General features: G+C 59.4%; 17 protein-coding genes and 4 pseudogenes. 15 read left to right on the plus strand and 6 right to left on the minus strand.

Features of this window, described 5'->3' with window-relative positions; translation table 11 throughout:
- Nucleotides 1-55: 55 nt before the first annotated feature.
- Nucleotides 56-1546, minus strand: coding sequence for an aldehyde dehydrogenase family protein (locus tag AC3A5O_RS25680; RefSeq protein WP_305470579.1), 1491 nt, complete (start codon nucleotides 1544-1546; stop codon nucleotides 56-58).
- 478 nt (nucleotides 1547-2024) lie between these two features.
- On the opposite strand from AC3A5O_RS25680, the gene peaA reads away from it, so the two are divergent.
- From peaA to AC3A5O_RS25735, 11 genes and pseudogenes are all read left to right on the plus strand, one after another.
- The gene (peaA, locus tag AC3A5O_RS25685; protein WP_305470580.1) at nucleotides 2025-3605 is read left to right on the plus strand and encodes a quinohemoprotein amine dehydrogenase subunit alpha; all 1581 of its coding nucleotides are present in this window, start codon (nucleotides 2025-2027) and stop codon (nucleotides 3603-3605) included.
- A gap of 81 nt (nucleotides 3606-3686) precedes the next feature.
- On the plus strand, nucleotides 3687-5117 hold the full coding sequence (gene peaB / locus AC3A5O_RS25690; protein WP_487753894.1) for a quinohemoprotein amine dehydrogenase maturation protein: 1431 nt from the start codon (nucleotides 3687-3689) through the stop codon (nucleotides 5115-5117).
- Between the two features lies 1 nt (nucleotide 5118).
- Entirely contained in the window at nucleotides 5119-5442 is a 324-nt protein-coding gene (gene qhpC, locus AC3A5O_RS25695) for a quinohemoprotein amine dehydrogenase subunit gamma (RefSeq protein ID WP_007933151.1), read from the plus strand.
- A gap of 24 nt (nucleotides 5443-5466) precedes the next feature.
- Nucleotides 5467-6585 (plus strand): quinohemoprotein amine dehydrogenase subunit beta, encoded by a 1119-nt coding sequence (gene peaD, locus AC3A5O_RS25700; protein WP_305470582.1) that lies wholly within the window; start codon nucleotides 5467-5469, stop codon nucleotides 6583-6585.
- Between the two features lie 84 nt (nucleotides 6586-6669).
- Nucleotides 6670-8358: an AMP-binding protein gene (locus AC3A5O_RS25705; RefSeq protein WP_487753895.1), complete on the plus strand. Its 1689-nt coding sequence runs from the start codon at nucleotides 6670-6672 to the stop codon at nucleotides 8356-8358.
- Between the two features lie 521 nt (nucleotides 8359-8879).
- A pseudogene (locus AC3A5O_RS25710) lies at nucleotides 8880-9080 on the plus strand (DJ-1/PfpI family protein); the annotation flags it as partial.
- Between the two features lie 23 nt (nucleotides 9081-9103).
- Nucleotides 9104-9634, plus strand: a complete 531-nt coding sequence (locus AC3A5O_RS25715; RefSeq protein WP_305470584.1) for a DUF2867 domain-containing protein — start codon at nucleotides 9104-9106, stop codon at nucleotides 9632-9634.
- A 471-nt stretch (nucleotides 9635-10105) separates the two neighbouring features.
- Entirely contained in the window at nucleotides 10106-11206 is a 1101-nt protein-coding gene (locus AC3A5O_RS25720; RefSeq protein WP_305470585.1) for an ABC transporter substrate-binding protein, read from the plus strand.
- A gap of 1286 nt (nucleotides 11207-12492) precedes the next feature.
- Nucleotides 12493-13542: pseudogene (locus tag AC3A5O_RS25725) on the plus strand (sensor histidine kinase); the annotation flags it as partial.
- A gap of 213 nt (nucleotides 13543-13755) precedes the next feature.
- Nucleotides 13756-14091: pseudogene (locus AC3A5O_RS25730) on the plus strand (response regulator transcription factor); the annotation flags it as partial.
- A 519-nt stretch (nucleotides 14092-14610) separates the two neighbouring features.
- A pseudogene (locus tag AC3A5O_RS25735) lies at nucleotides 14611-14952 on the plus strand (ATP-binding protein); the annotation flags it as partial.
- A 17-nt stretch (nucleotides 14953-14969) separates the two neighbouring features.
- Here the strand turns inward: AC3A5O_RS25735 and AC3A5O_RS25740 are convergent.
- From AC3A5O_RS25740 to AC3A5O_RS25755, 4 genes are all read right to left on the minus strand, one after another.
- The gene (locus AC3A5O_RS25740; protein WP_305470587.1) at nucleotides 14970-16034 is read right to left on the minus strand and encodes a DUF2955 domain-containing protein; all 1065 of its coding nucleotides are present in this window, start codon (nucleotides 16032-16034) and stop codon (nucleotides 14970-14972) included.
- A complete protein-coding gene (locus tag AC3A5O_RS25745; RefSeq protein WP_487753896.1) occupies nucleotides 16024-17154 on the minus strand; it encodes an HlyD family secretion protein in 1131 nt (376 codons plus the stop codon). The genes AC3A5O_RS25740 and AC3A5O_RS25745 overlap by 11 nt, the downstream gene beginning before the upstream one ends.
- A gap of 74 nt (nucleotides 17155-17228) precedes the next feature.
- A complete protein-coding gene (locus AC3A5O_RS25750; RefSeq protein WP_487753897.1) occupies nucleotides 17229-17747 on the minus strand; it encodes a transporter suffix domain-containing protein in 519 nt (172 codons plus the stop codon).
- A 169-nt stretch (nucleotides 17748-17916) separates the two neighbouring features.
- Nucleotides 17917-18426, minus strand: a complete 510-nt coding sequence (locus tag AC3A5O_RS25755) for an Lrp/AsnC family transcriptional regulator (protein WP_163006837.1) — start codon at nucleotides 18424-18426, stop codon at nucleotides 17917-17919.
- 199 nt (nucleotides 18427-18625) lie between these two features.
- Between AC3A5O_RS25755 and AC3A5O_RS25760 the strand changes: the two genes are divergently transcribed.
- From AC3A5O_RS25760 to mdeB, 4 genes are all read left to right on the plus strand, one after another.
- Nucleotides 18626-19642 (plus strand): 1-aminocyclopropane-1-carboxylate deaminase, encoded by a 1017-nt coding sequence (locus AC3A5O_RS25760; RefSeq protein ID WP_487753898.1) that lies wholly within the window; start codon nucleotides 18626-18628, stop codon nucleotides 19640-19642.
- A 170-nt stretch (nucleotides 19643-19812) separates the two neighbouring features.
- A complete protein-coding gene (locus tag AC3A5O_RS25765) occupies nucleotides 19813-20274 on the plus strand; it encodes a transketolase (RefSeq protein WP_460078875.1) in 462 nt (153 codons plus the stop codon).
- 56 nt (nucleotides 20275-20330) lie between these two features.
- Entirely contained in the window at nucleotides 20331-20753 is a 423-nt protein-coding gene (locus tag AC3A5O_RS25770; RefSeq protein ID WP_487753899.1) for a hypothetical protein, read from the plus strand.
- Complete coding sequence (gene mdeB / locus AC3A5O_RS25775; RefSeq protein ID WP_487753900.1) at nucleotides 20750-23449, plus strand: alpha-ketoglutarate dehydrogenase; 2700 nt, start codon at nucleotides 20750-20752, stop codon at nucleotides 23447-23449. The genes AC3A5O_RS25770 and mdeB overlap by 4 nt, the downstream gene beginning before the upstream one ends.
- Before the next feature lie 707 nt (nucleotides 23450-24156).
- Here the strand turns inward: mdeB and AC3A5O_RS25780 are convergent.
- Nucleotides 24157-25332: an integrase core domain-containing protein gene (locus tag AC3A5O_RS25780; protein WP_487753901.1), complete on the minus strand. Its 1176-nt coding sequence runs from the start codon at nucleotides 25330-25332 to the stop codon at nucleotides 24157-24159.
- Between the last annotated feature and the right edge of the window lie 220 nt (nucleotides 25333-25552).

Consider the following 25552-nt stretch of genomic DNA (forward strand, 5'->3'; position numbering starts at 1 on the left):
AATTCCAATGTGGGAGCGAGCTTGCTCGCGATAGCGGTCTAAAGAACGCCGCCAATCACAACTTGATCAACACCGACTTCAACTCGGTGTAATGCTCGATCGCCGCGTAACCCATCTCACGCCCGACCCCCGACATCTTGTAGCCGCCAAACGGCAACGCCGGGTCCAAGGCGCTATGGCAGTTGACCCATACCGAACCCGACTTGATCCGTGGGATCATCCGGTGCACCGCCGCCAAATCATTCGACCAGATGCTCGCCCCAAGACCATAAGGGCTGTCATTGGCCATGCGCAAGGCGTCGGCCTCGTCATCGAACGGAATCGCCACCAGCACCGGGCCGAAGATTTCCTCCTGGACCAATGAATGCCGCTGGTCGACATCAACAATCACCGTGGGTTTGACGAAGAACCCCGGCCCGAATTGCTCACCGCCGCAGGCGATGGTCGCGCCGCTTTCCCGACCTCTTTCGATGTAACCATAAACTCGTTCCTGTTGACGCGCGGAGATCAACGGGCCCATTTCGACACTCGGGTCCAGGCCATTGCCGAGCTTCATGGCATTGGCGATGTCAGCGATGTCCGCCACCACATTGTCGAAATGCTTGCGCTGCACATACAGCCGGGAGCCGGCGCAACAGACCTGGCCTTGGTTGAAGAAGATCGCACTGGCGGCACCCGCAGCCGCGGTCTTCAGGTCGGCGTCGGCCATGACGATGGTCGGCGATTTGCCGCCCAGTTCCAGGGTCACCCGGGTCATGGATTCCATGGCGATTTTGCCGATCTGCTTGCCCACGGCGGTGGAACCGGTGAACGTCAACTTGTCCACCAACGGGTTATGAGTCAGGGCGGAGCCCGCCGTGATACCGGTGCCGGTGACCACGTTGAACACGCCCTCGGGGTACCCGGCTTCCAGCACCAGTTCGGCGAGTTTCAGCGCGGTCAGTGGCGTTTCATCGGCAGGTTTAAGCACGACGGTGCAACCGGTGGCCAGGGCCGGGCCGAGTTTCCAGCAAGCCAGCAGCAGGGGGAAGTTCCAGGCGACGATGGCCCCCACCACGCCCACCGCTTCACGGCGAATGAAACTGTGGAACTGATCGTTGGGCATCAGCGGCAGCGACACGTCAACGCTGGAGCCTTCGATCTTGGTGGCCCAACCGGCCATGTAGCGCAGGAAGTCGATGGCCAGTTGCACGTCCATCACTTGAGCCACTGCCGCACTTTTACCGTTGTTCAGGCATTCGAGTTGCGCCAGCAGTTCGGCGTCGCGCTGCATCAGGTCGGCGAGTTTCCACAACAGGTTTTGCCGCTCCCGAGGGCGGGTGCGGGTCCAGGCCGAATCGTCGAAGGCCTGACGGGCGGCGAGCACTGCGCGGTCGACATCCTCGGGTGTGGCCCGTGGCACCACGCACAGCTCTTCGCCGGTGGCCGGATTGTGCAGGGGCATGGTCTGGCCGTCGGCGGCCTCGACCCAATCGCCGCCGATGAGCATGCGTGGGGCGCGCTGGACAAAGGCCGAGGTGGCGGGAAGCAGATAAGGCAGGGGCATGATGAGACCTCTTGTTGTGCGTGAGAACGGGGATTTCTCCAAGGTTGGCAATGGCTGTGCCAAGTATCGGGAACGGGCGGATAGCCCTTTGTTGGTGGGGGGTTAGTGATGAAAGGGGAACGTAGGCACCCAGGGTTTTGTCGCAAATCGCGACACCACATGAGACGACGTGCAATGCCCGTTTGTACCTAAACATCGTCGTTGGCTATGAGTGTTCCAGCCGGGGGCATCTATGCTTGTCTCAGACTGAAACAGCTGTCGCGATATTAGACGCAGGCGATCTCCTTCTGACATGCTGAAAAGCCAGGATAATTCCGTAACTAATTGATTAATAAGGTTGCCGTTAAGCTGGCACGCTCCGTGTATTGCTCATCGCAGACGTTTCTCTTGCCTCCGCCAGCGGGTTGCCGCCGACGGCAGAAACCATAAAAACGATAAGCCACAACAATAAGAAAGCACCGTGCGAGGTTCGACGTTGATGAAGAGAAAACTCCGATCAGGCCTGAGTGTCAGTCTGCTGGCCGTGGCGGCCTGCGTGGCGCTGCACTCGCCTTATAGCCTGGCAGCTCGCGACGCCCAGACCATCCTCAAGGAAACCTGTCAGGGCTGTCACACCCCCGAAGCCGATAACGCCCTGAGCCGTATCAGCCACCAGCGCAAAACCCCGGAAGGCTGGCTGATGAGCATCGCCCGGATGCAAATCATGCACGGTTTGCAGATCAGCGATGACGACCGCCGCACCCTGGTCAAATACCTGGCCGACACCCAGGGCCTGGCGCCGAGCGAAACCGACGGCGTGCGTTATGCGCTGGAGCGACGGCTCAATACCGTCGAGAAATTCGATGACCAGACCAGCCAGATGTGCGGCCGTTGCCATTCCGGTGCACGGGTTGCCCTGCAACGTCGACCTGCTCAGGAATGGGAACGCCTGGTGAATTTTCACCTCGGTCAGTGGCCGTCCCTCGAATACCAGGCCCTGTCCCGCGACCGCGATTGGTTCGATCTGGCCCGCAAAGAGATGGTGCCGCTGCTGGCCAAGCGGTATCCGCTGGATAACCCGGCCTGGAAAAAATGGCTGGGTAGCGCGCCGAAAGCCGAGGCGCTGGTCGGCGACTGGAGCTTCAGCGGGCACCTGCCGGGTAAAGGCGAACTGGCCGGCGTCATGAGTGTGACTGCCGATGGCAGTGACACGTTCAAGGTCAGCGTCAAAGGCCAATACGCCGACGGCAGCCCGTTCAACGGCGATGGCAGCGCGATTCTCTACACCGGTTATGAATGGCGCGGCAACGTGTCCATCGATGGTGTGACCATGCGCCAGGTATTCGCCGCCCAGGGCAACGCCATGCAGGGCCGGATGTTCGAGGCCGAGCACGACGAGCGGGGGCTGGACTTCGTCGCCGCCAAACAGGGCTCCAACCGTTTGCTGGCGGTGCAGCCGGGTTATCTGAAGGCGGGCAGCGAAACTGAAGTTACCCTGATTGGCAGCGGTCTCACCGGTAAACCGAGCTTTGGCAATGGCGTGGAAGTGGTCCAGGTGCTGGAGCAAACGCCTGTGCGCATGCGGGTCAAACTCAAGGCGGCTGCCAATGCGCAACCGGGCCTGCGCCATGTCACGGTCGGCACGTTGAAAGGCCCGACGTTGTCGGTCTACAGCAAGATCGCGCAAGTCAAAGTCGTGCCCGAGTTCTCGGTGGCGCGGATCGGCGAGGGCGGTGGTTCGACGCCGAAAGTCCAGGGCCGCTTCGATGCTGAAGCCTGGGGCAAGGCGGCTGACGGCAAGCCATATCGCATCGGTGTGTTCCCGGCGCAATGGACGGTCGAGGCCTTCGATGACCGTGCCAAAGAGGATGAAGACGTCAAGTTTGCCGGCACCATGCAGGCCGATACCGGCGTGTTTACCCCAGGCGATGCGGGGCCGAACCCGCAGCGCAAAATGTCCACCAACAATGCCGGCAACCTCAAGGTGATCGCCGCCGTCGATGACGCAGGGAGATCCCTGACCGGCGAAGGCCACATGATCGTCACCGTGCAACGCTGGAACAATCCACCCATTCCATAAGTTGGCTGTTTTTAGCGGTTCCAGACACTTTTCGGAATGACCGCAGGCCTCGTGAATCGGGGTTTGCACAGGAGGTTTGCAATGGGCGCTATTTTGAATCTGGTCGAACGCAATCTGCACGAAGTGCATGTCGACGCCGACCGCATGCTGTTCCATATTCCCAGCAGTTCGCTGTTCGCCAGCGATGAACTGACGGGCACCATCATCGATACCTTGCGCGGCCCCGGCTGTTCGTCGGACGACCTGATCCAGCGCCTGGCGGCACGTTTCAACGGTGAAGAAATCACCGAAACCCTGCGTGAGCTGATCTCCCTGGAATTGGTCAGCGACGGCTCGCCACTGACCCCGGACATCGGTACCAAACGCGTCGAGCGCACCGCGATCAATACTGTGGTGCTCAACGTCAACACGGGCTGCAATCTGAGCTGCACCTACTGCTACAAAGAAGACCTCGACAAGCCCTCGGCCGGCAAGAAGATGGACGTTGAAACCGCAGTCGCTTCGGTTGAAATGCTGCTGCGCGAATCCCCGGATGAAGAGCGTTTCACCGTGGTGTTCTTCGGCGGTGAGCCGCTGAGCAATCGAAAGCTGATCGAGTACATGGTCGATTATTGTGAAAAGCGCTTTGCCGAGGCGGGCAAGTTCGTCGAGTTTGTCATGACCACCAACGCCACGCTGCTCACCGAAGACACCGTGGACTACCTCAACGCCCACCGCTTCGGGCTCTCGGTGAGTATCGACGGGCCGAAAACCGTGCACGACCGTAACCGCATCACCGTGGGCGGGCTGGGCACGTATGACGTGGTGCGGCGTAAAGCCGAAATGTTGCTGTCGCGCTACAACAGCCGCCCCGTCGGTGCCCGGGTGACCCTGACCACTGGCGTCACCGACGTTGAAACCATCTGGGATCACCTGTTCAACGAACTGGGGTTTGCCGAAGTCGGTTTCGCTCCGGTGACTTCCGGCGATATCAGCAGCTTCAACCTGTCCGGCGCCGAGCTGATCGAAGTCTTCGCCAACATGAAAAAGCTCGGTCGGCGCTATCTGGAGGCGGCGCTGGAGCATCGCAATATCGGTTTCTCCAACCTGCACCAGCTGATCACCGACATCCACGAAGGCCACAAAAAGGCTCTGCCGTGCGGTGCGGGCCTGAAGATGCTGGCGGTGGATCACAAGGGTGAGTTGAACCTGTGCCACCGCTTTACCGGTTCGAGCCTGCCGACCTTCGGCAACGTTCGCAGCGGGGTCAAGCAGGTCGAGTTGAATGACTTCCTGTCCCAGCGCCTGGACCGCACCAACACCGGTTGCGAAGACTGCCAGATCCGCAATCTCTGCTCCGGCGGCTGCTACCACGAGAGCTACGCCCGATATGGCGACCCGACTCATCCGACCTATCACTACTGCGAACTGATGCGTGACTGGGTCGACTTCGGCATTGAGGTCTACACCCGGATCATGACTCACAACCCTGCGTTCATCAGCAGCTACATCACTCCGCGCAAGGCTCACTGATATGAAACATCTCAAGGCAATCAACAACAAAGCCCAGAAGCTCGATCAGGCCGCGGCCGAAAACCGTATTGAAGAAGTGGTGGCGATGAGTTCTGTCGCCGGTTGCGCCTCGACCACCGACCCAGGTTGGGAAATCGACGCCTTTGGCGGTGTCTCGTCGCTGTGTCAGCCGATGGAGGCCGACCTGTATGGCTGCTCCGACCCGTGCTGGTGGCCGGCCCAGGTGCCGGACATGATGAGCACCTACCCGGACTGGAACAAGGATGCCCAAGCGTCCAACGAAAACTGGCGCAATCTCGGCACTGTCTTTCCAAAAGACAAGTGATTGGACATGAAGAAGGATTCCAGCATGCAATGCATCAAAGCCTGCGGCTTGGCCGCGTTCGGTGTCCTGAGCGCTATGTCGCTCAATGCTCTGGCCGATGAAAACACCGCGCTCCAAAGCGGTCACGAATACATGGTGACCACCAATTATCCGAACAATCTGCACGTGATCGACCTGGCCACCGACAGCCTGTTCAAAACCTGCAAAATGCCGGACGCCTTCGGCCCTGGCACCGTGCAGCTGTCGCCGGATCGCAAGACCGCTTACGTGTTGAACAACCATTACGCGGATGTCTACGGCGTTGAGCTGGACAGCTGCAAGCAGGTCTTCCACGCCAGCATCACGCAGAAACCGGGGGAAAAAGCGAAGTCGATGTTCGCCTTCACCGTCAGCCATGACGGCAAGGAACTGTTCACCATCGCCAACCCGACGTTGATGCTCAACGACCGATACGAAGTGCAGCAACCTCGGCTCGATGTCTACGCCACCGATGCCGGCATGGATGCCAAACCCGTGCGCAGCTTTGCGGCGCCGCGGCAGCTGACCATCATGCAAAGCGGTGACGACGGCACGCTGTATGTGGCGGGGGCGGATGTCTATAAGGTTAATGTGAACAGCGGCAAGTTCGAGGTGCTGATCCCCAGCCGTCACTGGAAACGCCCGAACTACAGCGCGCCGGACGTGCTCTATGTGTGGAATCAACAGACCTACCGTCATGATTTTTCGCTGCTCTACACCGCCGCGAAATTCAAGGACAAGCAGCAGGACCCGGCCACGGCCGAATACCTTTATGGGCTGTTCAGCATCGACCTGAAAACCGGCAAGACCGAAACCACCGACTTCGGTCCCCTGACGGAAATCTATTTCAGTGGCATGCGCTCCCCCAAGGACCCCAACCTGATGTTCGGCGTGCTCAACCGTCTGGCCAAGTACGACATCAAGCAGAAAAAACTACTTCAGGCCGCCACTCTGGATCATTCCTACTACTGCATCTCCTTTAACAAGGCCGGCAGCAAAATCTACCTGGCCGGTACCTTCAACGACATAGCGGTGTTTGATGCCGACAGCCTGAAGCAGATCGGCAACATCAAATTGCCGGGTGGTGACATGGCGATCACCACCGCCCAGATATTCACGCGTTAAAAACAAAGCGGGCAGCCATTCAACAAGGGCGCCTGTGTGATGTAGGCCCGCGGCGCACACCTGGACCGTATAGAGAGATTCGATATGAGTGTTCCCAGTTATACCTGTGGACCGCAGACCAAACCCTTACTGGCGATGACCATTGGCGCGGCGTTCGACCGAGCGGTGGAATGCTTCACCGATCGCGAAGCTTTGGTCGTGCGACATCAAGGGCTGCGTTACACCTGGGCACAGTTGGCCGAGGAGGTGGAAGATTGCGCACGAGGGTTGCTCGCGCTGGGGCTCAGGTCGGGTGAGCGGTTGGGCATCTGGTCGCCGAACTGCGCACAATGGTGTATCACCCAGTTCGCGGCCGCCAAGGTGGGTGCGGTGTTGGTGAACATCAACCCGGCCTACCGGCTGACCGAGCTTGAGTACACGCTCAAGCAATCGGGGTGCCGCTGGCTGATTTGTGCCGATTCCTTCAAGACTTCCAACTACCACGCGATGCTTCATGATCTGCTGCCCGAGCTCCAGCGCTGCGCCGTGGGGGCACTGGAAAGTGGCCGGTTGCCTGAATTGCGTGGCGTGATCAGCCTCGGCGACACACCGGCTGAAGGTATGTTGTCATGGGAGAGACTATTGGATCTGGCGGAACAAGTGGCTCCGGAGCAATTGCGGCAATGCAGCGAGCAACTGCAGTTCGACGACCCGATCAATATCCAGTACACCTCCGGCACCACTGGCTTTCCCAAGGGCGCCACTCTCAGTCATCACAACATTCTGAATAACGGTTATATGGTCGGTGAAAGCCTGAAACTCAGCGAGCACGATCGCTTAGTGATCCCCGTGCCGCTGTATCACTGTTTCGGCATGGTCATGGGCAATCTGGGGTGTGTCACCCATGGGACCACGATGATCTACCCCAGCGCAGCCTTCGATCCGCTGGATACCCTGCGGGCCGCCGCACAGGAGAAAGCGACCGGCATGTATGGCGTACCGACCATGTTCATTGCCATGCTCGACCACCCGGAGCGTCAGTCATTGGATTTGAGCAATCTGCGCACGGGCATCATGGCCGGCTCCACTTGTCCGATCGAAGTCATGAAGCGGGTGATCGAGGAACTGCACCTCAAGGAGATTCAGATCGCCTACGGCATGACCGAGACCAGCCCGGTCTCCACCCAGACCGGGCCGGACGACGATCTTGAACACCGTGTCACTACCGTCGGCCGCACCCAACCGCATCTGGAAAGCAAGGTCGTTGACGAGCACAATCGGATCGTTCCACGCGGGCACATAGGCGAGCTTTGTACTCGCGGCTACAGCGTGATGCTGAGCTACTGGAATAACCGGGAAGCCACCGCCGACGCCATCGACGAGGCGCGCTGGATGCACACCGGTGACCTGGCAATCATGGATGAGGCGGGGTACTTGAAGATTGTCGGACGCAACAAGGACATGATCATACGAGGGGGCGAGAACGTTTATCCGCGAGAGATCGAGGAGTTTTTCTTTACCCATCCTTCGGTGGCAGACGTGCAGGTGATCGGCGTGCCGGACAACGTTTACGGAGAAGAAATCGTAGCTTGGGTCAGGTTGCATGAGGGGCACCAGGCAAGCGCCGACGAGCTGCGCGATTACTGCAAAGGCCGGATCGCTCACTTCAAGACGCCGCGCCATTTCAAGTTCGTTGACGATTTCCCCATGACCGTCAGCGGTAAGGTGCAGAAATTCCGCATGCGTGAAATCAGCGTTGAGGAACTGGGAGCACCGAGAAGCGACCTTTTATAGTCATTGGCTCTTCGCCGCAGGCCGCTTTGATCGCCAGGACCCGATAGATGGGTAGCGACGTCGCTACCCCATACATTTGCAGCGGCACGCAAACGTTATTTATTCAGTTATCCAGTTGATTTCATGATTTAGGCCCGCCACGGTGCAAGCGCCCCTCGAAAAGTGAAAAGGCTCGGTGCAGGAAACCGTTGAAGCGAGCGGCATCACGCCGCAGCCCGGCCTGTTGACCGCCAATCAGGCACAGGTGGGCCACCTGTCCAATCACTTCCGCTTGGCCTGGCATAGGGACCAAGCGGCGGCACGTCCGTATCGCGAAGTCCAGTCTTCTTGTGTCAACACGCTGTGGAACTCGCCTACCAACGGGTCGTGCAGCGACCAGGCTCGGATGGAAACCTCCCGTCCAGGTTGCTTCTCAGCGGCAATACTCAAGTAGCGTCTCAATATTTCGCCCGCGCTGCGACCCTGGGCCGCATAAGCGAGCATGCGCTCCGTGTAGTCTTCTTCCCAAGCGGTGAGCAAGGTGCGTACAAAGTCTTCGCTATCTGGTGGGATGGTTGGTTGAATCCTGGTTCGATGCCGACAAGCGCCGTGCGACCTTGCTGCCTGTTCTACCCACAGGACAGCAAGCGCTCTATGATGCCTTGATCGGGCTCAGTATCCGACAAGGAGAAGTGCGCGCCTTCCAACAGGAAGCGCGACATGGCAGGTCGTCTAATTGGTAGTTGGAACTCAGGAGAGAACCCCGATGCCCCAAGAATTTGAGCTCATTAAGGCGGTGCCAGTCCCTTCGAGGTCCGGCATCACCCATCTTTACCAGTCGATGAACCTGGCGGACGCTTTTGCGATTCGGCTCCCTGCGGGCACATCCGGCAATCCAGATTTGCTGGCTCGATTCATCTTTTCCCATCAGCCATCCTGGATCGGATGGCTCTTGAACATCCGAGACACTATCGTTGCCTGTTTTGGTCTCAAGACAGCCAAACATTTGGCAACCCTTGCTGATCGGGTTGGCGTCTTCAAGGTCTACAGCACGAACCAGACTGAAATCGTGTTGGGCGAGGACGACAAGCACCTCGACTTCCGGATATCGATCCTATGTTCTGAAGGGGCAGAGCCAGAAGGCAGTCGCCAACTCGTTCTTTCAACCGTGGTCCAATGCCACAACCGTCTGGGCCGGGTCTACATTTTCGTGATCGCCCCCTTTCACCGCTTGGTCGTCAAGGCCAGCCTCCTGCGCGCGGCGCGCGTCGGTTGGCCTCTGGCTGGCTGCCCCTAAGGCTGAGAGCGCTGTGTGCACAAATGGATCTCTGAAAAGAGGTCCATTCTGAAATCCTCCACGACCGCGAGCGAATCGGGCACGTTGCGACTATGCTCATTGCCACTGCAGGCAATCTACGGGTTTCAATGATCGACCGCCAAGGAAAGGAGTCTGTATGTGTCTAGTACTACATGCCCGGTTCTACTGTTGGAGTGACCGAATGAGCCATCTGGTAACAGGTGCCCATCGGCGCATTTTGATCCCTGGGCGCCCCATCGTCAGTTCGTGAGCATTTGCGTGAGGTTTTTGGTCTGGCCGCTAGCGGCCGTCCGACTACGAGCTCAAGTTGAATGCCTGCTCCAAACTTCACAGGGTCGAATCTCCAATCTGCAGGCCGACTTCTCCAAACCAGATCAAGCAGTCGATCCAGGCTGTCGGCAGGTGCAGGTGGATGACTTTTGGTAATCCCCAAGCACGATGGAGAACAACATGAACACCAAACCGATCCACAAACTCTTGTGGCGCTTCGCTGGCTGCGTGACCGGGCTGGCAATGGTTGCCGCCCATCCAGCCCTGGCTGCCGACGGTGGCATCGCCCGCGCCCCTACCGCAAGCCATAGCATCGCCTTCAGCAACTCCTACGCAGGCAGCGATTTTCGCAAGGTGATGGTGCGAAACTGGCAGGAGATCGCGGTCCAGGCGCAAAAGGATGGCTTGATCCGCGAGGCTCCGGTGGTCAGCGCGAATAACTCGGCGTCGGAACAAGCGGCCCATATCCAGGACTTGATCGTCAAGGGCGTGAACGCCATCGTCGTCCTGGCCGCGTCCGACACCGCCCTCAACGGGGTGATCCGCGACGCCTGCAACGCCGGCATCGTGGTGGTGGTCATGGCCAGCCTCGTCACCGAAAGCTGCGTCTATACCGTGGATTACAACTGGTCCGCCATGGGCCGCGTGGAAATCGATTATATCGCCGAGCGCCTCAAGGGTAACGGCACGTTGCTGGAGATCCGCGGCATTGCCGGCGATGCCACGGATAAAAACATCAGCGACGGCATTCGCAAGGCCGCCAGCGACTATCCGGGCCTGAAGTTCGCCAAGACTGTGTACGGGAACTGGACCGCTTCCGTCGCACGCAAGGAGGTGGCGCTGGCGCTGCCGTCGCTGCCCAGCATTGATGCCGTCGCGACTCAAGGGGGCGACGGTTATGGCGCGGCCATGGCATTCAAGGCGGCAGGACGCCCTTTGCCGATCATCGTGATGGGAAATCGTCAGGATGAACTTGCCCTGTGGAAACAGGAGCGCGATGCCAATGGCTACGAGACGGTCTCCGTTTCTGCCTCCCCAAGCGTCTCCCAGGTGGGGTTCTGGGTGGCCCAGCAGATCTTGGCGGGCAAGCAGGTGCCGAAGTTCGTCGAAGTGCCGTTGGTGCGTATCGATGGGAAAGACCTGGACGCCTGGCTCGCCACGATGCCGGTGGGCGGCGCTGCCAATCCTTCCTATGACCAGGCTTCCGTTGTGGCGATGATCGACGCGGCCATCAACAAGACGGCGCCGCCGACGCCTTTGCCGGAGGTGACGAAGCAGTAGTGGCGCACGGGAGGCGAGGCGCCATGTCGACATTCCGACCCGCTACGGACAGGCCCATTGCCGTCAGGATTGGCCTGGCGGTCGCCGCGCTGGTGTTCCTGATGCTGGCGGTGTCGCTGGTGAACCTCTACGGCCTGCGCGGCATGGTACGTGCGGTGGATTCCGCCAGCCATTCCGCGGAAATCCTGGCTTCGGTCAACGGGGCCACCGGGCGGGTGGAAAACTTCATCGCTACCCGCGACCAGGAAAGCCTGTCCCAGGCCGAAGGCATGGTGGCGACGGCGATCGACGGCCTCTCCGCCATTGCGGTGGCCGAGGCGCAATCGCTCAAGGGCAGTCTGGAACGGCTCGCTGCGGCGATCGCCGCCTTGCGGGCGGCGAGCCTGACCATGGACGGCGAAACGGAGAACATGACAGCCCACTACGGCCGGATGCGAGAGGCGACGATCCTCGTCGAACAGGGCATCGCCGATGGGTTGAAAGGGCTTGAGTCCCGCACCGTGGAGCACGAGGCGCGGGTGAGCAACATCGAAAGCGCCCATCGCATCCTGGATATCCTGCGCAATGGCGAACGGATCATCACCGCCAATGTGGCCAGGATGCTGGTGACCGGTGACGGGGAGGCCGCTACTGCGGCGCGGAACGCCAGCGCGGCGCTCCAGCCTGTGGTCGAGCAATTGCACGAGTTGATGGGAGCGCCGCAGGAGAGAGAGGCCCTGGAGCAATTGGCGACGGCGCTCGCTGCTGCCAGCCTGGCGGTCGAGCACCTTGGCGAAGCGCCCAAGCTTCGGGGAGGCGAGGCTTTGCGGTATCTCGCCACCGTCGGGGATATGGCCGAGCGCCTCGAGGCAATGTTGGGTGACGTGGATGGACACGTCGCCCATGACGCCAGCGACATTCAGGCAGCAACCGGTCTGCTGCGAAATGCCGCCGCGTTGTCCAAGCGTTTCGCCGAGCGTGTTGCCACCCTGGAGGCGCAGACCTTGTCGTTTCGCCTGTCACCGTCGGCCGAGGTCGCCGGCTCAGTCAGCCATATCCTGGACGAACTCTCCCGGCTCTCTCGGGTTCTCCCTGCGTCCGTGGGGCTGCAGGCCAAGGCTACGTCCCTGACGGTCAGCGATCAGATTGCCGGCTACCGGGCGGCATTCGCCAGGTTCCATCAAGCGAGCAGTGCCTTGAGCGACGCACGCGACCAGGTTCGCGACGAGGCACGGAGCGCCGGCCTGTTGGTGGCGCGCTTCGCTGGCCAAGCACGCTCCGACGCCTTGATCCACAATGATCGCAGCATGCTTGCGACGATCGTTGCCGGCACCGTCGCCATTCTGCTGGCCGGCGCCATCGCCTGGAGTACGTCGCGATTCGTCGCGCAGCCCATCGTGGCCCTGGCCTCGGTCATGCGCCGGCTTGCGGCTGGCGACCTGAACGCCGAGATCGCCAGCGCCGGACGCGGCGATGAGATTGGCATCATGACCCGCGCCGTACGGGTGTTCCAGGAGAACGCCCTGCGCATCCGGGTGCTGGAGGCCGAGGCCGAGGCCGAACGCCAGCAAGTCCAGGCCTCCTTGGAGAGAATGGTCGCCGAACGGACCGACACGCTGCACCACCAGACCGAGGTACTGGAGGCGCAGGCCATCGAACTCATTCAGGCGCGCAACCAGGCCGAGACGGCTAACCAGGCAAAGAGCGATTTCGTTGCCACGGTCAGCCACGAGTTGCGCACCCCCTTGACCCTCATTCTCGCCCCCTTGGAGCAGCTCTCGGCGGCGACTACCCCGCCAGCGGACTGGCATGTGCAAATCGACCGCGCCCAACGCAACGCCCTGCGCTTGATGAACCGGGTGAACGACATCCTCGATTTTTCCAAGGCCGAAGCGGGCAAGTTTGAGCTGTGTCCAACACCCATTGACTTGAACAAGGTGGTGGGTGTTCTGGCCGAGGACGCCGCCATGGTGGCCGCGGGCAAAGGCTGCACCTTGACCTGCAGCATCGATCCCGCGCTGGGTACGGTGTTTCTGGACCCCCAACACTTCGAGAAGATTCTTCTCAACCTGGTGAGCAATGCCATTAAGTTCACGCCTGCTGGCGGCACCGTGCACCTGGCAGTCACGCCGTTCGATGGCGAGCGATTTGAGCTCGCGGTGCAAGACTCGGGGATTGGCATCGCGCCTGACAAACTGCCGCTGCTGTTCCAGCGTTTTTCCCAGATCGACAATTCCGCCACGCGCCACTACAGCGGTACAGGCATTGGTCTGGCCCTGGTCAAGGATCTGGTCGAACTGATGGGGGGGGAAGTCGGTGTCAGCAGCGAGCCCGGACGGGGTTCGTGCTTCTTTGTTCGACTGCCGCTGGGGGTTGAGCAGAACACCATGCCGACCGAAGCCAGCCCTATGCAGCAGCGATCGTCACCGAGCACGACAAGCGCAACCGAGCAGCGCCACCTGCGTTTCGACGACGGCCACAGTGGCAGTCGCAACGATCGAGCTTCGCCCCAAGGCGCCGACGACGAGCAGCTCCCGGAACATGCCTCGCGATCCAGAGTACTGGTGGTCGACGACAGCCCGGAAATGCTGGGCTATCTCAGCGAGCTTTTGCGAGACGATTACATCGTCGCCACCGCAACTGATGGGGAGCAGGCCTGGGCACTGCTGCAGCTTCGACCCATTGATGTCGTGGTTTCGGATGTGATGATGCCCAAGCTCGACGGCTTTGGCCTGACAGCCAGAATCAAGGCCAGCGCCGGTTTTGCCCATTTGCCCGTGATCCTGGTGACCGCCCGCGGCGGTAGCGAGGCCTGCGTCTCCGGGCTGGAGAGTGGTGCCGATGACTATATTGCCAAACCCTTTTCGCCGCTGGAACTCAAGGCGCGCGTACGCGCGGCGCTGCGCATGAGCCAGGTGCAAACCGAACTGCATGCAAAATCCCGTCAGGCGGGCATGGCCGAAATCGCCACGACGGTGCTGCACAACGTCGGCAACGTCCTCAACAGCGTGAACGTATCGGCAGAACTGGTCAGCAGCCAGATGCGCACCTCCAAAGCCCGGGGACTGGGCAAGGTGGCTCAGTTGATGAACGAACACGTTCACGACCTGAGCGACTTTCTCACCAAAGACCACAAGGGAAAGATGCTGCCCGACTACCTGCTCAAGCTGGCGGGGGTGGTGGCGGCAGAGCAACAGAGCATCATCGAAGAACTCGGACAACTCACCAAGGGCATTGACCACATCAAAACCATTGTCGCGGCCCAACAGTCCTATGCCGTTGCCGTCAGTATTGTCGAGACAGTGCCGGTCGCAGCGTTGATCGACGATGCCTTGCGCATGAGTGCTGGATTGCTGGCCCGCCAGGAGGTGACGATGGTCAAGGACATCGCCGACTTGCCCCTGTTGCCGTTGGACCGGCACCGGGTGCTGCTGATTCTGGTGAACCTGATCGGTAATGCCAAGCAGGCGTTGGACGGCGTGATCGATCGCAGCCCATGTGTCACGCTCAGCGCCTCCCTCGCTGAAGGGCAGGTATTGCGTATCACGGTGGCCGACAACGGCAATGGGATTGCGCCTGAGCACCTGCCGCGTATCTTTTCCCATGGCTTCACGACGCGCAAAGACGGTCACGGTTTCGGCCTGCACAGCTGCGCGCTGGCCGCGCAGGAAATGGGTGGCAGCTTGACGGTGCATAGCGACGGAGTTGGACAGGGCGCAACCTTTACTCTCGATATTCCTCTTGAGGCTTCGCTGAGTAAGCGGTGAACACCGGACCGCAGAGACTACTGGTCGACGATCGGCTGCGCTGGGCACTGGTCGCCTCGGCCGGCATGGGTGCTTGGCCACAGCAGCGTGGCCAGGCCAATGGCATAGACAACCGCAAATAGCACGTAGGCAATACGGGTGGAAAACAGCTGGGGCGTTTCTGTCGGCAACGGTGATACACCGAGCCCGAACAGAATAAGGAAGGTCATGAGCCCCCCGCCGAATACTTTGCCAGCGGCGTTACCCATGGCGGCTCGGCCGGCAAACAGCAGGCTTACCAGCAGCAGGATCAGCGCCACCAGCCATAGGGTCGGCCGCAGTTCGAACAGCGTGAAGGCCAGGGAAGCCACCACCCCGCCCAGCAGGTTGACCATCACCAGGCCAAGGGCGGTGCGGCTGCTCATGCCAAGGGAAAACTGGCTAAGCAACGAGGCCACCGTGATGGGGACGACCATCGCCGTGGCCAGTCGCGGGTCGCTCAGGCACAGGGCAATCATGGCCAGCAGAATCGCCGCGCTGGCCATGGCCTGATGAATCACCCGCGTCAGCTCGCGTGGCTGGGGGATTTGCGGGTCGGTGTGTTCACTTGCAGGGTCGGGCAGCAGCGCATGGGCGCCCCAAGTCAGCAGCAAACCCAGGCTGACCGCCTTGACCAGCACTAGCACGATGGACTCGCCCAGATCAGGCTGCACGATATCGAGCGTCGGCACCACAATGGCAATGACCAGCATCAGCGCCGGTCCCGCGCCGCCCAGTTGTTGGCCTTGCGCGGTAAAACAGGCGAAATAGAACAGCCACAGCACCGGCAGGAGCACCCACGGCCGCTCACCGAGCATGCCGGTAATACACACCAGCAGCGCGCCGGCCAGCATGCACACCAGCAACGTTGTCAATCCCTGAGATAGCGCTGGCGCACGGCGGTTGGCCAAGAGGAACTGGATGGCGAACAGCGGCGCGAGAAAAGGCAAAATGTCGTCCAGGAGCAGACCCGTGCACAAGCCCACGGTCACTGCCAGGGCGACGCGCAATCCCTGGCGTTTGATTCGCAGCAGCTCCAGCGCAACTTGCCGATCAATTGACATAGTTCAGCCAGGCGCCCAGGCGTGTCATGAATGCCCCCAGTGCGTTAGTCATGGGGTTGTCATCGGTATAGATCACCACGGTTACCTGTGAGCCATAACGCGGGCCGATCGGGTGAGGTTCCTCCACTATCAGGCGAACTGGAAAGCGCTGCGGGTCGCGCACCCAACCACTCTCGTTGCGCACCGAGGGCAGGGCTGCGTTGCTGCTGTCCTGTTGCGCGACGCCCCAACCCACGCTTTCAACGCGGCCTTTGAACACGCGACCTGGCAATACATCGAACACCAGTTCCGCCGGGTCGTCAGCCTGCACATGTTCCAGGCTGTTTTCCTTGAAGGCGGCAGACACCCATACGGTAGTTCTGTCGATGAAGGTCAGTGCCGGTTGGCCAGCGCTGACGACCTGGCCAACGGCGAGCTGGAGATGGGTGATCACGCCATCGGCCGGTGCAATGACTTCGGTACGCACCAGATCTAACCGGGCTTTTTCCAGCGCCGCCAGGGCTTGTTTGAATTGCGGGTTGTCGTTGCCTTTGGGCCCTAATTGCTGGCGCGATCGTTCCAGGTCGGCTTGGGCTTTGCTCACGGCCGCCTCGGCGGAGCTCAGCGAGGCTTTGGCTTCATCCTGGCGGGCGGGGGCGAACACACCGCGCTCGACCAATTGATTCACTCGCCGGGCTTGCTCGCGTATGTTGTCGCGCTGTGCACGCGCCGACACCAGCTGTGCCTGGGCGGCATCCACCGAGGCGGTACTGGCACCCAATGTCTGGCCGGTTTCCTCCAGCCGTGCTTCAGCTTCGCTGACGACAAGCTTGTAGGGTTGCGGGTCGATACGAAACAGCACCTGGCCGGCCTTCACCCGGGCATTGTCGAGCACCGCAATCTCTGTCACACGGCCACCCACCTCGGCAGCCATTTCCACCACATAGGCTTGCACCACGGCTTGCGACGTCGAGGGCGTGCGCCGCTCCATAAAAATGGAGAGGGTAAACAGCACGGCGATCAACACCGTGACGCCTAGCGCAATGCGCCGCAGCGGATTGGCTGGCGCAGGCTTTTCAGGAGGCGGTTCAGTTTGGCGCTCAGGTTCGACGGAAACTGGCGAGTTCTGTGTTTCGGGCATGTCGGCACCTGTAAGTCATGGCAACTCAAGAAAAACTGGCAGCGCGCCGGGGAGAGGCGATCCGGGGCGTTGGCTCAGACCGGGTCAGTGGCAGTGACCCGTGCGGTACGGATAAACAGCGCGCGCAATTTCTCCCAGAAATTGCCACCCAGTACGAAGAAGCTGCCAACCAGCAGTGCATCGCCGAGCAGTTGCAATGCCCAGCTATTGGGGCGCAGACCGGGCGCCAGGGTATCGACATAGGGTTCGAGAAAGGAGCACACCAACGGCAAGCAGAACATCACCAGGCCAATACGGTGGCGGGTGACGCTGACCTCCTGCTCAGCGCTGGGCACAAGGCCTGACACATAGCTGAACACATGCTGCTTGAGCTCTTGAAAACCCGCCTTGCCCATCACGGCGATGACCAGCAGCAACAGCACCTTGTTGATGATGAACAGGGCACCGGTGATCGCCGCGATGGTGGCGCTGGGCACATCCGCGGCCGCGGCCAGCGGCACCAACAACCACAACGTGAGCATTAGACAAAGAATGGCGATGCCTAACTTGAAGCGCCATTTCGCGGACGTTGCCGGAGACTGTGCCGTGGTCATGCTGCCTTACCTTTCTTTAACATTGTTATTGGTTGTGGTCTGGAGCGAAATTGAGCTTAGCAGCTGGATTGCCAACGCATTCAGTCGCGTCAGTTTTTCTGCGCCTGCCCCAATCCATTGCAAAAAGGTTGGCGCTGAGGCTGTGGGTCAAGGCGACCTGAGTGGAGCCTCAAAGGGGGATGTGGGTTGTCGACAAGACCTGGCGCAACCCCATGAACGAGCGAATCTGACGAACCCCAGGCAGGTAAAGCAATTGCTCCGCGTGGAGCCGGTTGAAACTGTTGCTGTCCTTGGTGCGCAGCAACATGAAGTAGTCGAACTCCCCCGTCACCACATGGCACTCCATGCAGCCGGACACTTTTTGCGCGGCCGCCTCGAATGCGGCGAAGGATTCCGGTGTGGAGCGGTCCAGCACTACACCGATCAAGACCACCATCCCCGCATCCAGCGCTTCATTGTCCAGCAGTGCGACGATGTTCTTGATCAGGCCGACCTGCTTGAGTCGTTCGACGCGCCTGAGGCAGGCCGGGGCACTCAGTTTCACCTTCTCTGCGAGCGCCACGTTGGAGATGGAGGCATCCCGTTGCAGGACCTTGAGAATAGCGCGGTCGGTTCGATCCAATGGATGCGGCACCGGGACCGTGGCGCCCGGGTTCTTGTGAGCGTTTGTTGCTCTCATATTGAATTCCACGCATTAAAAGTATGTTTGATGTGCCTTCATGGAAATTATGTTTTTCCAATTGATGGAAACTTGCAACACATATTTTTCGAATTCTTCTTAATATTGAACTCATCGAAGCCCCTCCGGAAAGAGCCTGGAATGCGGTCTTTTCCCTTTCGGTCTGGCGCTTGGATATCCCATATCAAGGAGCAGAGTCATGAACCTGAATCGTTTTGAACGTTATCCGTTGACCTTTGGTCCTTCTCCCATCACGCCTTTGAAGCGCCTCAGTAAACATCTGGGGGGCAAGGTGGAGCTGTATGCCAAACGTGAAGACTGCAACAGTGGCCTGGCCTTTGGTGGGAACAAGACACGCAAGCTCGAATACCTCATTCCCGAAGCGCTCGAGCAAGGCTGCGATACGCTGGTTTCCATCGGTGGCATTCAATCGAACCAGACTCGCCAGGTCGCTGCGGTCGCTGCCCACCTGGGCATGAAGTGCGTATTGGTGCAGGAAAATTGGGTGAACTATTCCGACGCGGTGTATGACCGGGTAGGCAACATCGAGATGTCGCGGATCATGGGCGCTGACGTGCGGCTTGACGCAGCAGGTTTCGATATTGGTATCCGGCCAAGTTGGGAAAAGGCCATGAGCGATGTCGTGGCGCAGGGGGGCAAACCGTTTCCGATTCCGGCGGGTTGTTCCGAGCACCCGTATGGTGGCCTCGGTTTCGTCGGCTTTGCCGAAGAAGTACGGCAGCAGGAAAAAGAACTGGGCTTCAAGTTTGATTACATCGTGGTCTGCTCGGTGACCGGTAGTACGCAGGCGGGCATGGTTGTCGGTTTCGCGGCTGACGGTCGTTCCAAGCATGTGATTGGTATTGATGCTTCGGCCAAGCCGGAACAGACCAAGGCACAGATCCTGCGCATCGCCCGGCACACGGCTGAGCTGGTGGAGCTGGGTCGCGAGATTACGGAAGAGGATGTGGTGCTCGATACGCGTTTCGCCTACCCGGAATATGGCTTGCCCAACGAAGGTACGTTGGAAGCCATCCGACTGTGCGGCAGCCTTGAAGGGGTGCTGACAGATCCGGTGTACGAAGGTAAATCGATGCATGGCATGATTGAAATGGTGCGTCGTGGTGAATTTCCCGAAGGTTCCAAAGTGCTTTACGCACACTTGGGTGGAGCACCGGCGCTGAATGCCTACAGCTTCCTGTTTCGTAACGGCTAAGTGTAGAACTGCTTGGAGTTTCCTGTGGGGAGCCCCTGTGGGAGCGAGCTTGCTCGCGATTGCGTTGGTTCAGTGTCTACAGAAGTAACTGACAATCGCTATCGCGAGCAAGCTCGCTCCCACAAGGGATTATGTCAGCCAGGCTCACGAATCACGCCGGGAGTACCACCATGCATGCGATATCGCAGTCTGCAATCTGGGTGAAAGAACCGCTGGCCGATACCCGGGTCGTCATCGTGACCAGCGCCGCTTTGCCCAAATACATGATTGACCAGTTGCATATGGAGATCGACGACTGGGACCAGGTTGCTTATCTGGTGGTCCAGCAATCCAGGGCGTTTATGCTCGACTGGCTGCAATTTGGGTCCAACCCAATAGCGTCGGCGCCGGCGACCACCTGCCGGGCCGGCCAACTGCTGCACGGCGTATCCAAAGGCTGTTTTTTACTGGATGTCGAAGCCAGCCCGATACCCCGTTTCACCTGGCTGGGATCAGTCTGCGGTCACCCACTGCGTGTCCTCAAACTGGGAGACGCAGCCTCCCATGCAGCGATCGATAAACAGGTGGAAGAGATTTTATCGGTGACGCGGACACTGGTGAAAAGCGGGTTGCAGGAACGCTGTTTCAGCTAGCAAAAGTCATCGCCATTCATGGCTGAATCGATTACCCAAATAGAAAGGCCAAACCCATGAGCCGATCTGCCGACTGTGGTTCTAAAACCATAAAGTGGATGCGTGAGCCTTCGAACTGTACGCACATCGTTGTCGTAGTGTCCGCAATGGACAGTGATCATATTGATCTGATGCATCATGGCTTCAGCTGTTTTGACAATATTGCACTGGTGCAGGTTGAACCTCCGGATATCGGGACTGACAGGTGTGTTGAAGTACACGTAACGGGGTGTGATTACAGCTTTCTCGTTTGCGGTGTACTTGAGGAGTATCTGTTAAACAATCTTTCCATTGGCCATCCGTGCATCTACCAGATAGGGCAAGGCAACTGGGCCGAGCGCTCCGTCATTGATGCGGTAGAGCACGTCAAAAAACTCGCCCGATTGAGCTATTCGCGCCACCTTGAAGCGTTGCCCGACATTTGCAGGAGATGCCCATGAACCTGTCCGATATTCATGCCCAATGGCCGGGCCAGAGCACTGAAGATGCTCAAGAAGTTGCTGAGTGGCGGGACGCCTTGCTGTCGGTTATCACCCATAGCGGCACGGCACAGGCCAAGCAGATCCTCGACATGCTAGTGGCGGTGGCAAGCGCCTCGGACCTCGGTTGGCGGCCCAGCCATGGCACGCCTTACATCAATACCATCGGTGTCGAGCGCCAGCCGGTATTTCCAGGGGACCTGGCCATCGAAGAGCGGCTGGCCTCGATCATGCGCTGGAATGCGTTGGCCATGGTTGCCAGGGCCAACCACGCCTATGGCGAATTGGGCGGCCATATCGCCAGTTATGCCAGCGCGGCGGATTTGTTCGAAGTAGGCTTCAACCATTTCTTCAAAGCGCGAACCGAAAGGCGCGGTGGCGATCTGGTGTTCTATCAGCCGCACTCGGCGCCAGGGGTCTATGCTCGGGCGTTCCTCGAGGGACGCCTGGAAGAACAGGACCTGCTGCATTATCGCCAAGAGATCGGCGCACGCGCCAAGGGGGCCCGAGGGTTGTCGAGTTACCCGCATCCTTGGTTGATGCCGGACTTCTGGCAGTTTCCGACGGGCTCCATGGGCATTGGTCCGATCAGCTCGATCTACCAGGCGCGTTTCATGCGTTACCTGGAGCATCGCGGCCTGCAAGACAACGCCGGGCGAACCGTCTGGGGCGTGTTTGGCGACGGGGAAATGGATGAGCCGGAAAGCATGTCGGCACTGACGGTGGCCGCCCGGGAAGGGCTGGATAATCTGGTCTGGGTGGTCAATTGCAACCTGCAACGGCTGGACGGGCCGGTGCGTGGCAATGGTCGCATCGTCGACGAGTTGGAGGCGTTGTTTGGTGGTGCAGGCTGGAACGTCATCAAACTGGTTTGGGGGTCCGACTGGGACAGTTTGTTTGCGCGCGATACAGATGGCGCACTGGTCAAGGCGTTATCCAGCACCGTCGATGGGCAGTTCCAGACGTTTGCGGCAAAAGACGGGCGCTTTAACCGTGAACATTTTTTTGGTCAGAACGAGGCGTTGGCGCAGTTGGCACAGGGCCTGACTGATGAACAGATCGACCGCCTGAAGCGTGGCGGTCACGACATGGTGAAGATCTTCGCCGCCTATCAAAGCGCGCTGCTCGAAGGCAACAAACCCACTGTGATTCTGGCGCAGACCAAGAAGGGCTTCGGCATGGGCGATGCAGGGCAGGGCAAGATGACCGTGCACCAGCAGAAGAAGCTCGACAGGGAGGCGCTGATCGCGTTCCGCAATCGTTTCAACCTGCCGTTGACCGATGAACAGGCCGCCTCGTTGAGCTTCTTCAAACCCGCTGAAGACAGTGCTGAAATGCGCTATCTGCATGAGCGTCGTCGTGCATTGGGTGGGTACATGCCATCGCGCCCTTCGACTGCCGAACCATTGGCGGTGCCTGACGTCAGTAGCTATGGCGGGTTTGCCATCGGTGCCCAAGGCAAGGAAATGTCCACCACCATGGCGTTCGTTCGAATGCTCAGTGGTTTGCTGCGGGACAAACAACTGGGCCCGCGCATTGTGCCGATCGTGGCGGATGAAGCGCGTACGTTCGGCATGGCCAGCCTGTTCAAGCAGATCGGCATTTACTCCAGCGTGGGGCAGCGATATGAGCCGGAAGACATCGGTTCGATCCTGAGCTATCGGGAAGCGCTGGACGGCCAGATTCTCGAAGAGGGCATCAGCGAGGCAGGGGCGATCAGTTCCTGGGTTGCGGCGGCGACCAGCTATTCGGTACATGGTTTGCCGATGCTGCCGTTCTACATCTATTACTCGATGTTCGGCTTCCAGCGCATCGGCGACCTGATCTGGGCGGCGGCGGATCAACGGGCCCGCGGTTTTCTGCTCGGGGCCACCGCAGGCCGCACGACATTGGGGGGCGAAGGTCTGCAGCACCAGGACGGCAACAGTCATCTGATGGCGGCGATGGTCCCCAATTGCCGGGCCTACGATCCGGCATTCGCCGGCGAGTTCGCGGTGATCCTGGATCACGGCATGCGCCAGATGCTGGAGCGTCAGGTGGACGAGTTTTATTACGTCACCTTGATGAACGAGAACTACCCGCAGCCCAACCTTCCTGAAGGCGTCGAACAGGCCATTATCCAGGGCATGTATCGGTTCGCCCGGTATGAAGTCGAGGGGGCGCGTGGGCGTGTTCAGTTGTTGGGTTCCGGCGCCATCCTGCGTGAAGTGATTGCCGCCGCCGAGTTGCTGGCGAGCGATTGGGGTATCGACAGTCAGGTCTGGAGCGTGACCAGCTTCACCGAGTTGGCACGTGATGCCCGGGAAGTGGAGCGCTGGAATCGATTGCATCCTGGACAACCTTCGCGCTGCAGCCATTTGCAGGCGTCGCTCAACGACTCGGCGCCGATCATTGCCAGCACGGACTACGTTCGCGCCTTGCCGCAGTTGATCGCCAGTTATCTTGATGTCCGGTACACGGTACTCGGGACCGACGGGTTTGGCCGTAGCGATACCCGCGACCAGTTGCGCAGGTTCTTCGAAGTGGATCGCCACCAGATTGTCTTGAGTGCGCTGACTGCATTGGTGCATGAGGGGCGTCTGGACGCCAGTGTCTGTGCCGAGGCTATTGAGCGTTATGCCATTGACGTTGACGCGGTAGTCCCTTGGGATGCTTGATTTCAGGGTTGGTGTGTATATCCGTTGCTGCGGTAACGGCTGCTTATGGTTCCGCTTTTACAGCGGGTCACTTTTGAAGAGCCCGGAAGCCGGCCCAGTCAAAAGTAACCAAAACGCTTTTGCCCGACCACTCGGTGCCTCGCCTAGGCTCGGCATGCCTGAACGAAGGCATCGTGGTTAACGGGGCGTCCGAGATCAACGTCCACCACGAGGCGGCCTGATAGCCGACCTGGTTCTGGGTGATCGCGTTTCTCCTGTGGGAGCGGGCTTGCTCGCGAAGGCGGTGTGTCAGCTTGCGGTGATGTTGGATGTGCCGGCGTCATCGCGAGCAAGCTCGCTCCCACAGTGGGTTTTCGGTGTACATGAGTTTTGTTGCTGCAGAAGATCCCATGTGGGAGCGAGCTTGCTCGCGATAGCGGTGCTCAGCCACATGGATGCTGGATATGCTACCGCTCTTGCTTTGCTTTGCTTTGCTTTGCTTTGCTTTGGATCTTGATCTGGACGCCCCGTTAAACCACGCTGGCCGAACGCAGGCATTGTGGAGTGGGCATCCCGGCATGGATGCCGGGATAGCCGCGCTGGGCCATGGATGGCCCTTCGCGGCGGGCCCACGGAGCAATGCCGGAGTGAGGGCATGCCGAGCCTAGGCGAGGCACCAAGTGGTGGGGCATGTACGGGACAACCACATGGGTTACAAAAAAGTGCATTCACATAGGTGACACTTTGATTGAAACGTAGCCGTTCTTTGCGTCCCTGGCATTGACGTGACCTAGGATCACCGGGCCGAAGATCACATTCCATACTCCGTCTTTGATCATCTCCATTCCAATAGTTTGATGCCTGAGCAGGTTCCCCACGTATATCCGCAGACCATCTCGACTAATGATTCCGCAACTATCAGCCAGGTAACACTCAACATGGCTCGCATACCCCATTTCCGGTAATTTTTCCGGGTAAGCTCGGGTTGAGGGTGTATAGCAGGAGGCCGGGGTTTTCTGGCCAAGCGCCTCGTGTCCCCGCTCGTGATTGTAGTGCTGCATAAATCGATCAAAGTGTTTTTGCTGGGCCTCCCAGGCAACGGCTGGTGGTTTGGGAAGCGTACTTTTCAACGTCCGGTGCATACGCTCATGACGCCCATTTTGATCTGGCCGACCGGGCTCAATTCGCTCGGGGATAATCCCAAGGCGTAGCCACCAGATTGACAACTGCGACAGCCCGGCACGACCCGTACTGGCAAACGGCACGCCGTTATCGGTGCGGATGCGCTCAGGCATCCCATATTCCCGAAAAACGCGCTCGAAGGTTTGCTGGGTCTCCTTGAGATTGGTGTTAGCCATGCTCTCGCAGGCAAGTAAGAAGCGACTGGCATGGTCCATGATCGTCAGCGGATAGCACCAGACACCCGCGCCGGTGAGAAATTGGCCTTTGTAATCTGCACTGAAGAGCTGGTTAGGCGTTTCGGCCTTACGCAAAGGTTTGGGGTAGACAGCGACACGCCGGCGCAACGGCCGAGGCGCGATCAAGTCCGCTGTCTTAAGGATGTTGTAGATGGTCGTTTTCGACGGCGGATCCTGCCCCGGAAAACGCTTTATCAGGTCGCTCTGGATCTTTTTAGGCCCCGGAACCGTCTCGCCAGTAGAGCGAAGCTCAATGATTGCTTGTCTCACAACCAGCGGCACCACATAGGTTTGGTTGTGCCGTCGGCGACTGCGCTCGTCGAGCCCACTGGGCCCCTCCAGTTCATAGCGCTCAACCCACTTGTAGCCGGTCTTTCGGCTGATCTGATAGTCCTGGCACAGCCGGCTAAAGCTGTGCTTTTCAGACAGATATTCAGCGATGAACATCACTTTGAGGTCCATAGGTTTCAGCTCTCTCCAAGGCATGGTCAAATCCTCGCGAAATCGACCATGCCAGTTAAAAACTGTTACCTATGTGCGTGAACTGATTTGTAACCCATGTGGGTGAGTCATACCGGGCAAAAGCGTTTTGGTTACTTTTGCGCTCTTCAAAAGTGACCCGCCGTAAGGGCCATCCCTTTCAAGGTCTTTTCGTTTTGGCGGCCTTGATTACCCGGTCCGTTGAAACATGTGCATGCACCGCAGT

The organism is Pseudomonas sp. Soil_N_39, from assembly GCF_057655955.1.